Annotated in this window: 13 protein-coding genes; 8 read left to right on the top strand and 5 right to left on the bottom strand. The window is 43.3% G+C overall.

From position 1 onward, the window contains the following. Window positions 1-34 precede the first annotated feature (34 nt). Both ID165_RS21005 and guaB read left to right on the top strand, forming a co-directional pair. The gene (locus tag ID165_RS21005) at window positions 35-1,222 is read left to right on the top strand and encodes a methyltransferase domain-containing protein (protein ID WP_192347386.1); all 1,188 of its coding nucleotides are present in this window, start codon (window positions 35-37) and stop codon (window positions 1,220-1,222) included. A gap of 343 nt (window positions 1,223-1,565) precedes the next feature. Then, on the top strand, window positions 1,566-3,044 hold the full coding sequence (gene guaB / locus ID165_RS21000) for an IMP dehydrogenase (protein WP_192347385.1): 1,479 nt from the start codon (window positions 1,566-1,568) through the stop codon (window positions 3,042-3,044). A 278-nt stretch (window positions 3,045-3,322) separates the two neighbouring features. Here the strand turns inward: guaB and ID165_RS20995 are convergent, their stop codons facing one another. The 3 genes from ID165_RS20995 to ID165_RS20985 all read right to left on the bottom strand — a co-directional run bounded on the left by ID165_RS20995 (window position 3,323) and on the right by ID165_RS20985 (window position 4,816). After that, a complete protein-coding gene (locus ID165_RS20995) occupies window positions 3,323-3,781 on the bottom strand; it encodes an RES family NAD+ phosphorylase (protein ID WP_192347384.1) in 459 nt (152 codons plus the stop codon). Window positions 3,782-3,784: 3 nt separating this feature from the next. Then, window positions 3,785-4,252: an antitoxin Xre/MbcA/ParS toxin-binding domain-containing protein gene (locus ID165_RS20990; protein ID WP_192347383.1), complete on the bottom strand. Its 468-nt coding sequence runs from the start codon at window positions 4,250-4,252 to the stop codon at window positions 3,785-3,787. A gap of 87 nt (window positions 4,253-4,339) precedes the next feature. Next, a complete protein-coding gene (locus ID165_RS20985) occupies window positions 4,340-4,816 on the bottom strand; it encodes a GNAT family N-acetyltransferase (protein WP_192347382.1) in 477 nt (158 codons plus the stop codon). Window positions 4,817-4,877: 61 nt separating this feature from the next. On the opposite strand from ID165_RS20985, the gene ID165_RS20980 reads away from it, so the two are divergent. After that, window positions 4,878-5,648, top strand: a complete 771-nt coding sequence (locus ID165_RS20980) for a type III pantothenate kinase (protein WP_192347381.1) — start codon at window positions 4,878-4,880, stop codon at window positions 5,646-5,648. Here the strand turns inward: ID165_RS20980 and ID165_RS20975 are convergent. Then, entirely contained in the window at window positions 5,645-6,313 is a 669-nt protein-coding gene (locus ID165_RS20975) for a peptidoglycan DD-metalloendopeptidase family protein (protein WP_192347380.1), read from the bottom strand. The two genes, ID165_RS20980 and ID165_RS20975, sit on opposite strands and share 4 nt — an antisense overlap. A 189-nt stretch (window positions 6,314-6,502) precedes the next feature. Here ID165_RS20975 and ID165_RS20970 point away from each other — a divergent pair, with 189 nt between their 5' ends. Further along, entirely contained in the window at window positions 6,503-7,453 is a 951-nt protein-coding gene (locus tag ID165_RS20970; protein WP_192347379.1) for a pyridoxal-phosphate dependent enzyme, read from the top strand. Window positions 7,454-7,459: 6 nt separating this feature from the next. Here the strand turns inward: ID165_RS20970 and ID165_RS20965 are convergent, their stop codons facing one another. Beyond that, window positions 7,460-10,420 (bottom strand): glycoside hydrolase family 3 N-terminal domain-containing protein, encoded by a 2,961-nt coding sequence (locus tag ID165_RS20965; RefSeq protein WP_192347378.1) that lies wholly within the window; start codon window positions 10,418-10,420, stop codon window positions 7,460-7,462. A 508-nt stretch (window positions 10,421-10,928) separates the two neighbouring features. Between ID165_RS20965 and ID165_RS20960 the strand changes: the two genes are divergently transcribed. The 4 genes from ID165_RS20960 to ID165_RS20945 are packed head-to-tail and all read left to right on the top strand — an operon-like array spanning window position 10,929 to window position 14,916. Next, on the top strand, window positions 10,929-11,342 hold the full coding sequence (locus tag ID165_RS20960; protein WP_192347377.1) for a hypothetical protein: 414 nt from the start codon (window positions 10,929-10,931) through the stop codon (window positions 11,340-11,342). Then, window positions 11,335-13,182, top strand: a complete 1,848-nt coding sequence (gene mutL / locus ID165_RS20955) for a DNA mismatch repair endonuclease MutL (RefSeq protein WP_192347376.1) — start codon at window positions 11,335-11,337, stop codon at window positions 13,180-13,182. The genes ID165_RS20960 and mutL overlap by 8 nt, the downstream gene beginning before the upstream one ends. A gap of 1 nt (window position 13,183) precedes the next feature. Further along, on the top strand, window positions 13,184-13,975 hold the full coding sequence (locus tag ID165_RS20950; protein ID WP_192347375.1) for a rhomboid family intramembrane serine protease: 792 nt from the start codon (window positions 13,184-13,186) through the stop codon (window positions 13,973-13,975). A gap of 2 nt (window positions 13,976-13,977) precedes the next feature. Beyond that, window positions 13,978-14,916 carry a rhomboid family intramembrane serine protease gene (locus tag ID165_RS20945; RefSeq protein WP_192347374.1) on the top strand — a complete coding sequence of 313 codons (939 nt, stop codon included), beginning with the start codon at window positions 13,978-13,980 and terminating at the stop codon, window positions 14,914-14,916. The last annotated feature ends 119 nt before the right edge of the window (window positions 14,917-15,035 follow it).

The following is a 15,035-nucleotide window of genomic DNA, read 5'->3' as shown; positions in this document are numbered from 1 at the left end:
AAGAAAAACTACCTTTGTGGAGAATTTATTTCCCATGAAGCTACACAACAATACCATTCGCGGAGTTCATACCGCACTTGCCGCAATTTTTGAAGAAGGTCAATACGCTGATAAAGTAATCGAGCGCACGTTGAAATCCAACCCAAAATGGGGTGCCCGTGACCGTTCATTTATAGCTGAAACTACCTATGAGATGGTTCGTTGGTGGCGGCTGATCAATTTCTTGAGCCCAAGCAAGGAACCTTATGATCTTTTTGGAACTTATTGGCTGATGCAGGGTCATAGCCTGCCACCGTGGGAGGAGTTTGCCAAAATCAATCCTGAAAAGATAAGAGAGAAGTACGAAAAGCTAGAAGATCCTGCCAAGCTGGAGTCTGTGCCGGATTGGCTATTTGACCTTGGGAAAAAAGAACTAGGAGATAAATGGGAAGCAGAGATCCACAGTTTGAATCAGGAGGCACAAGTGGTATTGCGTGTAAACACGCTTAAAATCACCCGCGAGCAACTGAAAAATAGGTTGGCAGAGGATAATATTCACACGCACATTATCAAAGGCTATCCAGATGCGCTGATTTTGGACGAGCGAACGAATGTATTCCGTAATCCAGCTTTCAAAGAAGGGATGTTTGAAGTGCAGGATGCTTCCTCCCAACTGGTAGCTGCAGCACTTGCCGTGGAGCCGGGAATGCGTGTAATTGATGCTTGTGCAGGCGCAGGAGGAAAATCACTTCACATTGCGGCTCTGATGCAAAACAAAGGGAAAGTACTTTCCATGGATGTGGAGGAGTGGAAACTACAGCAGACCAAGCTTAGAGCTCGCCGCGATGGAGTTTCTATTATCGAGCGCAAGGTGATCGAGGGCTCCAAAACAATCAAAAGACTGAAAGAATCAGCGGATAGATTGCTACTTGATGTGCCTTGTTCCGGTTTGGGAGTTCTTCGTAGAAATCCGGACACAAAGTGGAAACTCAGTGAAGAATCCATAGCAAAAGTCCAGGCGACACAACAGGAAATCCTTCAAAGCTACCCTTCGATGGTGAAACCCGGTGGACAAATGGTCTATGCTACTTGCAGTATTTTACCTTCTGAAAACCAAGATCAAATTGCCAAATTCTTGGCAAGTGAAGCTGGAAAGGATTTTGAATTAATCGAGGATCAAAAGGTTCTGGCACAGGAGAGTGGCTTTGACGGATTCTATATTGCCAGACTTCAGAAGAAGTAGGAGCTTCGATACATTTTATGAGACGCTTTCCGAAAAGGAAGTTCATATAACTGTAGATGTATCTGTTTTCTGTCAGCTGAAGTAGAAAACAATAAAGGGTTTGGTAAACTCTATTATTTAGGCCACTTCGGACTGCCTACCTGCAAAGGCTGGTCATCCCTGCCTCGCTGTGGAGGGTATTCAAGCGACCTAAGCCAAGAAAATAATGTGACTGGCATCATTGCGGATAATCATAAAATTTTATGTCTCCTTCAAAATTTATTTTGGAGGAGACTAGTTTGGCATTGGATTTTGTGTGTAACTTTGACGGGCAAATAGGGTTACCTCTACACCAATATTTGCCATGAACAGAAATTCCGATAAGTTCCTCTACGAAGCACTCACCTACGACGACGTGCTTCTTGTTCCAGGTTATTCTGAAGTCCTTCCACGAGACACGAATACCTCTACTCAGCTCACCAAGAAAATCAGACTAAATATTCCGTTGGTGTCAGCTGCTATGGATACCGTCACCGAAGCTGAACTGGCTATTGCTATTGCGCTTGAAGGCGGCCTTGGATTTGTTCACAAGAACATGTCTATAGAGCAGCAGGCAGCACAAGTACGCAAAGTAAAGCGATCTCAGGCGGGAATGATCCTAGATCCCATCACACTTCACATAGATGCGAAAGTACGCGATGCGGAGCAGATCATGCGTGAATATCATATTGGAGGGATTCCTGTGGTGGATGAAAATAAGATCTTAAAAGGAATCATCACTAACCGCGATCTCCGCTTCATCAAGGATCAGAATCGGCCTATCCGTGAGATCATGACCGTCGAAAATCTTATCACTGCCAAATCCGGCATTTCATTGGAGCAGGCAGAGGAAATTCTTCAGGAATATAAAATCGAAAAACTTCCGATAGTAGATGATGAATACAAGCTTTCAGGGTTGATCACATATAAGGATATTTTAAAGCGACGTGACAAGCCAAATGCCTGTAAGGATGAATTCGGAAGATTGAGAGTAGGGGCGGCCGTAGGGGTGACACCTGATATTGTAGACCGGGTGGAGGCTTTGAAAAACGCAGGAGTAGATGTAGTATCGATCGATACTGCCCACGGGCATTCTAAAGGCGTAATTGAGACCTGTAGAAAAATCAAGGATGCGTTTCCGGATCTGGAAGTGATCGTGGGAAATATTGCTACTCCCGAAGCAGCTATTGCGTTGGCAGATGCTGGAGCAGATGCAGTGAAAGTAGGCGTAGGCCCGGGCTCTATTTGTACCACAAGAATAATTGCCGGTGTGGGAGTACCACAGCTGTCTGCTGTTTTTGAATGCGCCGAAGCACTGAAGGGCAGAGATGTACCGGTAATCGCAGATGGAGGAATAAGATATTCGGGTGACTTGGTGAAAGCGATTGCCGCCGGTGGAAGTTCTATTATGATAGGATCACTTTTGGCAGGAACTGAGGAAGCTCCGGGAGAGATGATTATTTTTGAAGGGAGAAAGTTTAAGTCCTATAGAGGTATGGGTTCTTTGGAAGCAATGGAATCAGGTTCCAAAGACCGTTATTTCCAAGATGCGGAGGACAATATCAAAAAATTGGTTCCTGAAGGAATCGTTGGCCGTGTTCCTTTCAAAGGGTTGGTATCTGAGGTTCTTTACCAATTAGTCGGAGGACTTCAGGCTGGAATGGGATACTGTGGTACACAGACGATCGAAGATCTTCAAAATAATGGGAAATTCGTGAAAATCACAGCTGCAGGGGTAAAAGAATCACATCCGCATGATGTAAGTGTAACCAGAGAAGCTCCAAATTATAGTTTGAAGGGATAATCAATTTATTTTGAATCTTGCAATATTGGAAAGGCCGAGAGAATTCCCGGTCTTTTTGCGTTAGCCAAGAAGTATTTTTTAAGCCGGATTATGCATTAGGTTTCGTTATGAGGACATTAATTGCAAGAAAATCAGGCTGTTTGGAGACTGAGGCATAGCACCGCTATGGTGAAGTCGAAAATAGCAATGTAATGGCTGATTCTGAAGCAATTAATGGCTGCAATAGAATTGCTAATGCATATTTCGGGTTTAATAGTTTAATCTTTCAATAGCTAATTTCAACAGTTCACCTCAAAACTCACATCCCATTCTTGCATAGGTTTTACTGAGGTTTGAAAATCAGCGTGCAGCGGATTTATCAACAAATTATGCTCGCTTGAATAGCTTTGTAAAGGAATCCGGCATGAGGGGATTTTGAGAACCGGGGAGATCATACCTTTAGCCCAAGCTGTACCAAACTCCTGTGTAGACCTTGGGTGCGGTCTATTTTTCCAATCAGGCGGCAACAGTGTAGCATCTAGTTCCGGTATTTGTCCGGTAATTTCAAGGACGACCAGCTTCCACTTACTTTGGGTGACTACCGTACCCTTGATACTAAGAAGTTCCAGGAAATTAAGTGAAGAAATACTGCATCCGTAGATTATCGGGGTTCCGTATTGATTCCACCTTCCGGCTCCCAACCCATAGCCAAGAGAACTTCTACCGCTAAGATGCTCTATCAGTCGGAAATACCTCATAAATTATAAAACAGCTCCCCATGACATGGCCTCTATGGCTTCATCCACACGATCAGTGCCATAAGGGTTTTTCATTAGAGTAGCCGGCTTTTGATTGCCCAAGGATGCATTTTCAGTGTGAAGCCATTGCGAAAGCAACTCCTCCGAACCGAAAATCCGGACTCCTTTCGCAATAACCTGATCTATCTCCAGAATACTCTTAGTAAGGATCTTAGTAAGCTTTCTGTCTTCTTTGCGCCAACGTGACAATGTGCTGGGATCCACCTCTAGCATTTCTGAAACATCCTGCTGGGTAAAGTCAAGAAAATCAAAAAGCTCACCTGTATCATGAAACGAAACGGCCACCCCATAAGTCTGCGATGGCTCACTTACCATGGATATAGTCTCTTGAAAAAAATAATAGGAATCATTGCCTGTACGGATGATCTCAGACTCCTTTTCTCCTAATGATATCTTCCAAGTATGTGTCATGGTTATTCATTTAACGCTCACTAATTTACAAAAAAAATATTGCAAACACAATATCATATTCTTGTATCTGCAATATTTTTATTTACGCTAATCAAGGAGCTGCTTTATTTCATAGTCTTGTAAGTGTGCGTTTAGCCACCCTGCTTCTAAGGTTGTGCCATACTTCCTATAGAAATTGATCGCAGGCTCATTCCAGTCAAGCACTTGCCACATCATTCCCGTACAATTTTCCTCCAAGCATTTCTTCATGATACGGTCAAAAAGCAGCTTTCCTGCACCATTGCCACGCTCGGATTGAGTGACCACCAGATCCTCCAGATAAATTCGCTTGCCTTTCCAGGTACTGTAGCGGTAATAGTAAATTGCAATGCCGACAATCTCCGAAGTCTCATCTTTCACGCATACAAACATTCCATAAACAGGATTTTCACCAAACCCATCTACCTCCATCATTTCAAGTGTATTGGACACTTGCTCCGGTGCCTTTTCATAAAGCGCCAACTCATTTATCAATTCCAATACCCGAGGAAGATCCTCGATTTTTCCTTCTCTTAGCGTGTACATGTTCAAAGTTTATAAAACCGTTTAATTTTGGGAAGGCTAATTTAATCAAATCCGAGAAACAATGTTTTTAGCAATAGATGCGGGAAATTCTAATGTGGTTTTTGCGCTGTATGATGAAGAAAATAAAAGTTGGAAGAACCATTTTCGGATCGAAACGCATTCTTCCAAATTCCCGGCCCAACTTCACAAAAAAGTACCATTGTATTTTTTAGAGCATGGGATCAGCCCGGCGGATATAAGAAGAATCGGTTTCAGTTCAGTGGTCCCTGAGATCAATGAACAGATTCTTCAGTTTTGCGAAAATTACTTCGGTACGTTGCCTTACCTTATTTCACCGGCAAGTTTTGAAAAACTACCAATCAGAAGTCTGCGTCCCAATGAAATCGGTACCGATCTGATGTGTAATGTGATGGCAGCTTATTCGTTGTATTCCAAGCCCCTAATCATAGTTGACTTCGGAACGGCACTTACATTTACTGTGGTAGATGCTTGCGGTGAGATTTTAGGGGTGAATATTGTCCCCGGATTAAAGACAGCCATCAAATCACTTTTCACGAATACCTCCAAACTTCCGGATGTAGCATTAAAGCTTCCGAAATCTGCTCTAGGCAAAAACACCATTCATGCGATTCAGGCCGGGGTTTTTTATGGCTATACGAGTTTGGTAAAAGGTATGCTAGAGACGATCTCGCTGGAAACTAACATGAAATTTACAGTAATTGCGACGGGCGGATTAGCTGAGATCTTAACCCCTTTGGAAAAAGTCTTTGATGAAATCGACAGGAATCTGACACTCGAAGGGTTGCGACTGATCACCCAAGCCAATGCTTAGATCACGTTGCTTCGCAAAATCAAATTGGGGTCCGGACAGTTAGCGACATATTTATCAACTTCCCGCTTGGAGCAGACACCAGGAAAGTCTCCAACATTTCCCATCAAATCCCAGATCACCTGAAAATGCAAGTGTGGTGGCCAATCACCATTCTCAGGAAATGGTCCTATATGAGCCAGTAATTCTCCGGCTTTTAGTTTTTGTCCTACTTCTAGGTTCTCAAGGTCAGATAGAAAAAGATGTCCATAAAGGGTATAAAGTTTCCTTCCAAAGAGGTCATGTTCCAATATAATAGTAGCGCCGTAGTTTCCGAAGCCGGCATTGTCCTGAAGACTGTGAACGCGTCCATTAAGTGGCAAAAAAACAGGGGCTCCTGCTTTAGCCCAAATATCAATTCCTAAATGTATATTTCGAAAATCTGCTTCCCCAGTCCCAAAGACAGCACTTCTGCGGTATATAGCTCTGTGTTCCAAGTATCCACCTATGCCATATTTGCTGCCGGAATTTTTTATCTGCAGCATTATATATTCATCAAATGCGGCAGTATTAGACAAGTCCAAACTCTCCAAATCAGGATTAGTGTGACTAAGATTCAATGCGAAGGTATTCTCATTGCTTAGTGTTTCGCCCATGATCGGGAAAAAATCAATCTCATTCCACTTCATGCAGGGAAGATAGGAATATCATCTAGTATTCTTAAGCTACCAAACCCAAATTTAGCTAATTTCAGCGCATGAAATCGAGCCTGCTTGGCGGCCGATAGGCATGACGCAAGCTGATCCGTAATGCGGGATTTTCCCTAATCGAGTTTGGGACAGATAATGACCACTGAAAAGAAAAAAGTTATAAAATACATGAAAATTGACTTCCCATCCCTTGCTGATATCCAAGCGGCACATGAACGTATCCAGCAGTTTATTCACCGAACGCCTATTATGACTTCATCAGCAATCAACGAAATTGCAGGGTGTGAAATATTTTTCAAGTGTGAAAACTTTCAGAAAGTCGGTGCATTTAAAGCAAGAGGTGCGGCAAATGCTGTAATGAAGCTTACCGATACACAAAAGGCTAAAGGAGTAGCAACACATAGTAGTGGAAATCATGCAGCAGCATTGGCAAGAGCGGCTACTCTTGCAGGAACCCCTTCCTACATCGTGATGCCCTCCAATGCTCCTGAAATCAAAAAGAAGGCCGTGAAGGGTTATGGAGGGATTATTATAGAATGCGAACCGACCCTTGAAGCAAGAGAAACTGCTCTGGAAGAAACCGTGAAAAAAACGGGAGCTACGTTTATCCCTCCTTACGACAATATGGATGTAATAGAGGGACAAGCTACCTGTGCATTGGAGCTAATCGAGGATCAAGAAGATTTAGATGTCATTCTAACTCCTGTGGGCGGAGGAGGTTTGCTTGGCGGGACTTCTTTAGCTGCGCATTACCTAAATCTCAGCATTGAGGTTATCGGTACAGAGCCTCAAGGAGCTGACGATGCTTTTCAATCCTTCCATGCAAACAAATTAATTCCTCAAACTGCTCCAAATACCATCGCCGATGGATTACGAACCTCATTGGGTGCTTGGAATTTCAAACTGATTCAAGCCTACGTATCTGACATACTACTAGCTTCGGATCCACAAATCATAGATGCAATGCGTCTGATCTATGAGCGGATGAAAATCGTTGTGGAACCTTCTTGCGCTGTCCCTTTGGCAGCCTTATTAGCTAATCAAGATAGATTCAGTGGCAAGAAAGTTGGAATTATCCTCTCGGGAGGCAATGTGGATTTGGGTAAATTACCTTTCTAGCGAATCCTATCTCTTGCCCATTGCCTCATAAATGATATCGTGGATTTCTGTACGAATTCCTTCTTTGAGCAATTTAGTATTCGTAGCATCTGGGTAGACACGGTTCGAAAGAAATACATAAATCAGATCATTGTCAGGGTCTGCCCATACACAGGTTCCTGTGAATCCTGTATGTCCAAAGGTGGATTTTGGAGCCAAGTCTCCTGCAGATCCACCCTTCCCTACTTCAGTGTTGGGCTTGTCCCAGCCCCAGCCCCTGCGACTTTGGCTGGATTGGTTTTTGGTGAATTTCTTCACCGTCTCCGGTCGTATGAGGTCCACTCCCCCGTAGTTGCCTTGGTTCAACATCATCTGCATCATTACGGCGAGATCATTTGCTTTCCCGAAAAGGCCCGCATGACCTGCCACTCCACCAAACATGGCCGCCCCCGGGTCATGCACATATCCCCGGACTAACCTTTTTCGGAATACTATATCATTTTCAGTTGGTGCTATATTGTCAATTGGCATCTTAAAAGCCGGGTTGAACGTCATGGTGCTAAGCCCAAGAGGCGCATAAAAGTTTTGATCTAAAAATGTTTCCATAGGCTGATTCACTATCCGTTCTACTACTGCCTGCATCAAGTACATGGTAAGGTCAGAGTATACATATTTATGCTTCCCCGCTCCTCTGGGAATTGGGGTGATTTTCGATTCCACAGTCCAGTGCCAGATACTGTCACGAAGGGCGTCCATTCCAAACATGTCGTTGGAAATGGGTCTTGTAAAACCAAGTGAAGACATTGGCTTGTAATAATCCCCGCGCCATTGACCTGCTTCTACTGTTCGGGCATAATAGGGAATAAATGCAACCAGCCCTGCTTCATGCGCCATTACATCTCTCAGCACCATCTTTCCTTTATTTGTGCCTTTGAGTTCGGGAAGATAATCTTCCAGAGAATTTCCCATATCCAACTCCCCGCGACTTTCTAGAAACATCACTGCTTGGGTTGTTGCCAATACTTTGGTGATGGAAGCCAAGTCATAAACTGTCTCAGAATTCACAGCAGGACTGGACGTGTACTCTAACTTCCCATAGGATCTCTCAAAAACCACTTTTCCATTTTTCACAACCAAAACATTTGCCCCAGGGGTAGCTTGGATTTTGATTGCCCGATTAGCCACTTCATCTATCTTATCGAGCGTCTTGCCATCCAGTCCTACACTTTCGGGAGTGCCATACGATAGCCTATTGATAGCCTTCATGTATCCTCCTACCCCAGCCGTAAACTCTCCACTCACCGTTACCGGCAAAATACCTGTTGCATTTCTGGCTCCGAAAAGTATCTGGGGAGCCAGCTCTTGGGTCACCGGATTATTTTCATAAGCAAATACGACATTCCCGATTCCCTCCAATTGCTGTGCGGCATATGCATTGCCAAAAAGCACCGTCACCACCTTTTGACGCTTTGCAAGATCCTTTATGAATTTCACATCACTATCAGAAATGCCAAATTTTCTTTTTGGACTGTTCGTCACACCCATTAAGCCGACTACTACTACATCGAAGTCTTCCAGCTGCTTCATGGTATTGTAATGAGTTGTCTCGTTAGCAGCCTTGGCTATACTGAAATGTTCAAATTTAGCGTACTTGGATAGGTATTTCTGAAAATCTTTTCCTTCATCACCTATGCTCAGGCTTGCAAAACGGGTTAGATCTAGGTTTTTGAAAGGAAGTAGATTGCCTTTATTCACAGCGACTGTGATGGCATCGGCATATAGCTCCTCAATGATTGTCTGCGTCTCAGGCGTATCCAGTCTCTCTGCAAGCTTATAGGTGTTGATGGGTTTGTACGCATTCAGTCCAGCCCAGTACTTAGCACGCAAAATCTTTTTTACCCTACGATTAATTTCCTTTTCAGAAATCCTTCCATCCGCTACTGCCGATTTGATAAGTGTTTTGGCTTTTAGTACATCCTGAGAATAGAGCAGAACATCATTTCCTGCCAGCAATGCCTTTAAATCTACTTCTCCAGGGGCATTGGAGATGGCGACACCCTTCATATTAAGCGCATCCGTAAAGATCAAACCCTGAAAATTCATCCGGTTCTGAAGTAGGTCTGTCACCACTTTTTTGGAAAGACTGGTAGCCATATTTCCCGCATCGTCTAGACTGGGAACATTTAAGTGAGCTACCATTACAGACATTAGGTTTTCCTTGAAAAGTTCCTGATAAGGGTATAAATCCACATCCCAGATCCGTTGCTCATGATTTTTGATCACCGGCAAAGAATAATGGCTATCGGCTTCGGTATCTCCATGGCCGGGAAAATGCTTTGCATTTGCAATCACCCCGTTGTCCTGTAGTCCTTTCATATACGAAATAGCATGGCTGGTTACTACTTCTCTATCTCCTCCAAATGCCCGGTACCCGATCACTGGATTTTCAGGGTTGGAATTCACATCCACCACAGGGGCGAAGTTGATGTGCATACCTAGTTCCTTAAATTGTCTTGCAATTTCCTTCCCCATAGTATACACCAAGTCAGGATTTTGCACAGCACCCAACGTCATCGCTTTTGGAAAATCGGGCACGGAATCCAGTCGCATACTAATTCCCCATTCTGCATCCATGGCTATCAGCAGCGGAGTTTTTGATTGAGCTTGGTAGTAATTGGTCAGACGTGCCTGTCGATTAGGTCCTCCCTGAAAAAAAATCAACCCACCAAGATTTTCTTTTTTTATGAGAGTGCTGATTTCATCTACATGCTTCTGATCCTTATTGGAGTAAGCCGCAACCATAAAAAGCTGACCCAAGCGCTCATCAAAAGTAAGACTACTGAAGACAGAGTCTACCCAATTGAGTTGATCCATTGAATCCGTGGTAGAAAGCGGATCTGCTATTTTTAATGATTCATCGAGTTTTCCCGAAGAAAATGTAAGAGCTATAATACCAACTGCGAAAATTCTCCAAAGCTTATTGCTCATTCTTGAGTAAATTTTTAATCCTTAACTTTCTAAATAAATTTGTGAACCGACCGATTCGATATCCTTTGGCTTTTGCAAACCTTCTAAGCCCAGTGGCTACTCCATTTACGAAGTTTAGAACTTCTTTAGTTGAAGATACTGAAAGATAAGGTAACATTCAGCCCTAAACCGGGTTAAAAAGGTGATAAATTTGATATCCGGTCAATATGCTGGAACTTATTCCCACGATGTGCTTTTAACTTAACGTGAAGCACACTTTAAAAATTACAACGTCATGAAATCGAGCATGTGGAAGACAATACACATTTGGATTATTATAATCCATGAGAGGTTGTCCCGAATCGAGTTCGAGACAGGTTCTCCCGTTTCTTTCGTCAAGGTACGGGTTATGGCCACTTAAAGAAATTTATAATCATATGAAATCGAGCATGACGATAACTTCACTCGTAGGGATGATTGTCCTACCTTGCGGGATTCCATATGACCACTTAAAGGAAAATATAAACATATGAAATTCCCATCTGTATTTCGCACCGCCGCTCCCATGAGATTTGATATCAAACCACGGTATTATGATCCGGTGCGTGAGGAGATCGAGCATAGAACCTCCCAGATCAAAAAAGACTTGGAAGCTCAGGGACTTCTGGAGAAAAGTGATGGAACCTCACGGGATTTCGGCTCTTATGGCGCAGGTATTCGTGGGTCCTTTGCGCAACATAAGGGGATAAAAGAGCGTGATGGAGCAAATATCTTTGCTTCTACAGCGATGATACGGACCTTTATATTTTTATTGCTTCTGGGATCTATTTTTGGGTACGTGTATTTGGGTCCTGTCATATTTGAGTACATGGGATACGCAGGGGCACTTGTAGCGGCGATCTATTTTTTCTTCAGGCTAAAACCCAAGAAAAAACATGAGTGATGTCATCCAGCTCCTCCCTGATGCGATAGCCAATCAAATTGCAGCGGGAGAAGTAGTTCAAAGACCCGCATCCGCACTCAAGGAACTTCTTGAGAATGCTGTGGATGCAGGTGCTTCCCAAGTGCAAGTGGTGATAAAAGAATCAGGGAAACAACTAATCCAAGTAATTGATAACGGGAAAGGCATGTCTGCTACCGATGCCCGTATGAGTTTTGAGCGCCATGCTACATCCAAAATCCGCAGTTCCTCAGATCTTTTTTCTATCAGGACATTTGGGTTTCGGGGAGAAGCGCTGGCTTCTATCGCCGCAGTAGCTCAGGTGGAATTGAAAACCAGACAAGCAGAGTCTGAACTGGGAACATTGATCCAAATAGAAGGATCAGAAGTGAAAAAGCAAGAACCGTTTGCAGGAAATGTAGGAACCTCGGTTTCTATGAAAAACCTGTTTTATAATGTGCCCGCCCGAAGAAATTTCCTGAAGTCCAATCCCGTGGAAATGCGTCATATCGTGGATGAATTTCAGCGGGTGGCACTTTCGTATTCTGAAATCGGATTTTCGTTGTTTCAGCAAGACCTGGAAGTATTTAGCCTTACGCCAGGCAAGCTTAGTCATAGAATTGTGGGGCTTTTTGGCAAAAACTACCAAGGACAACTTGTTCCCTGCGAGGAACTAACCCCTCATGTGAACGTGAAAGGATATATAGGAAAACCTGAAAATGCCAAGAAAACCCGGGGGGAGCAGTTTTTCTTTGTCAACAATCGTTACATCAAAAGCAGCTACCTGAATCATGCTGTAAGTTCGGCTTTTGAAGGATTGCTACAGCAGGATCAGCATCCATTTTATGTGCTTTTTCTGGAAATCGACCCTTCTCATATCGATATCAATGTCCACCCCACCAAAACTGAGATCAAGTTTGACGACGAACGGACAATCTATGCGGTGATTCGCTCTGCGGTAAAACAGGCTCTGGGGGCACATCATGTCGTTCCTTCACTTGATTTTAGTCTTGACGTGAATTTTAACGAAAAGTGGGACAAAGATCCTGAGAAAAAAGTGCAGGTGGATCGTGAATATAGCTACAAATCATTCAATACACCTGAATTCAAGCAGGCAAGTACATCGGGCTGGGAGAAACTATTTGAAGGCACCCAGCCAACTACGAGGGAAGTTAAACAAACTATCCAGCCCGAAGAGACGGAAGTTTTGACTTTTGAAAGTAGAGCAAAACCGGATGATGCCGGTGAATTTATCCCGAAACGTACTGAAACGGAATCTACCGGAGCTACTTTTCAGGTTGAACTTAGCTATGTAGTCGCCCAGATGTCCACAGGTTTTTTGATTATTGATCAGCAGACTGCTCATGAGCGGGTTCTCTATGAGCGCTATTTGCGACAGCTGAAACTCGCTCAAGGGACTTCACAGCAATGTCTCTTCCCTCCGACCATCAATCTCGGCCCCTCGGATTATGCGTTGGTGATGGATATTATGCCTGAACTCCACAGTTTGGGTTTTATGGTTTCAGAGTTTGGCAAGGATACAGTACTCATTCAGGGTGTCCCTGCGGATATACCTGTCAAAAACGAAAAAGAGCTTTTTGAAGGGCTATTGGAGCAATACAAGCATTTCAAAAGTGAACTTTCGCTCGATACAAGAGAAAATCTAGCGCGCTCATTAGCCCGCAAATCGTCCTTGAAAAAAGGGCAAAAACTAAATTCACAAGAGATGGAAACCCTGGTAGGTCATCTATTTGCCTGTCAAAACCCAAATTATGGATTGGGAGGGAACAAAACGTTCGTGAAATTAGATTTAAGCAGTATTCATTCCTTCTTCGGCAAATAGCATGTTTAGAAATATAACTCCTGTAGTCCAAAACCTACTGATCATCAACATTGGGCTACTTATCGTGTCCCAATTTATCTTTCCGCAGTTGAATCAGTGGTTTGCGCTTTATTATATTCACAGCCCTTATTTCAAACCATTTCAGTTTCTGACGTACATGTTTATGCATGCTGATTTTTGGCATTTGTTTGGCAATATGTTTGGATTGCTGATTTTCGGGCCTTTGTTAGAGCAGTTTCTGGGACCAAAGAAACTACTGATCCTTTGGATGGTTTGTGGTATAGGATCTGGGGTCTTATATTCTGGCTATACCGCTTACCGGATGAACAATCTGGAGGAAAAAGTAGCTATGTTCCAGAGCAACCCTGATCCGGAAACCTTCAATAAACTGGTAATCGAAAATCGTGGTTTTTTCAAGCGGACTGTATTCGATTTTGTGGATGATTATAGCCGCAATCCTGATGACCTAAATATAATCAGCCAGGCTAACCAAACTCTTGATGCAATTTTGGAGGTACAGAGAAACGTACCTATGGTCGGAGCCTCAGGTGCTCTTTTCGGGGTTTTGATCGCATTTGCGATGCTTTTCCCCAATACTCAATTATTCTTGCTCTTCCCCCCTATCCCCATCAAGGCAAAATATATGGTGCTTTTTTATAGCCTTTATACCATATATAACGTATTTGTGAATAATCCACTGGACAATGTGGCACACTTCGCCCACCTGAGCGGATTGGTGATTGGCGGAGTTTTGGTTTACTTCTGGAAAAAAGACAGAAACAGCTTTTATTAACTATGTACGGTAACTTTTGGGAAAATCTTCGGAATGCTTTTAAGCACAGTGACAATAGCCTTTACAAGCTGATTGCCATTAATCTTTTGGTGTTTTTCGTTGTGCTGATCTTTCGGGTGTTTATGACTATCGGTGGATTGGGTGATTTGTACACCACCGCGCTTTCATATCTGATGATGCCTGCTGCTTTACCGAGACTCGGTACACAGCCATGGAGTATTTTTACCTACATGTTTTTGCATGAGGGAATATTCCATATTCTCTTTAACATGCTTTTCCTCTTCTGGTTTGGACAGCTGATTCATCAGTTTCTGGGAAGTAGAAAGCTAGCCAATCTCTACATTCTTGGAGGTTTGGCTGGAGCACTTTTTTATGTACTGATATACAATTTGGCTCCTTATTTCAGTCAGTCTATCAATAGTTCCCTGATGCTTGGAGCGAGTGCAGGAGTATTTGCTATCGTGGTAGGAGCAGCTACCCTCAGTCCTAATACTACATTCTTCCTATTACTACTAGGGCCGGTAAAGATCAAATATATTGCGATCTTCTATGTGATTCTATCATTTGCCAATTCTGTAGGTGCTAATGCAGGCGGAGAACTGGCACACTTGGGAGGAGCATTGCTTGGTTATCTCTACATCATTCAGCTCCGTAAAGGAAATGATTGGGGAGTGCCTGTGCAGAAGGTTGGGATTTTTTTCGAGGATCTTTTCTCCGGGAGAAAAAGCAATGTAAAAGTCTCCTACCGTAAAGCAAAAACCACCAGTGGGGGTGGATTTTCCTCTTTCAAGAAGTCTTCTAAATCTACTTCTACACCCGTTAATTCCGGTGAGGCAACCCAAGAGGAAATAGATAAGATACTGGACAAAATCGCCGACAGAGGTTACGAAGCACTGAATAAGGAAGAGAAACGGAAGCTGTTTGAGTTTTCGAAAAAGTAGAATTTTAGCCGCAAAGAGCACAAAGAAAACGCAAAGGTCACAGCCAAGCTTGATCATTGATTAGGACGAATAGTGAATGTGGCTTATTATTCTATCACATAGTTTCTAGGCTCTAGGTT

Source organism: Algoriphagus sp. Y33 (assembly GCF_014838715.1).
Lineage (GTDB): Bacteria > Bacteroidota > Bacteroidia > Cytophagales > Cyclobacteriaceae > Algoriphagus.
This window is presented reverse-complemented; position numbering and strand designations above follow the sequence as displayed.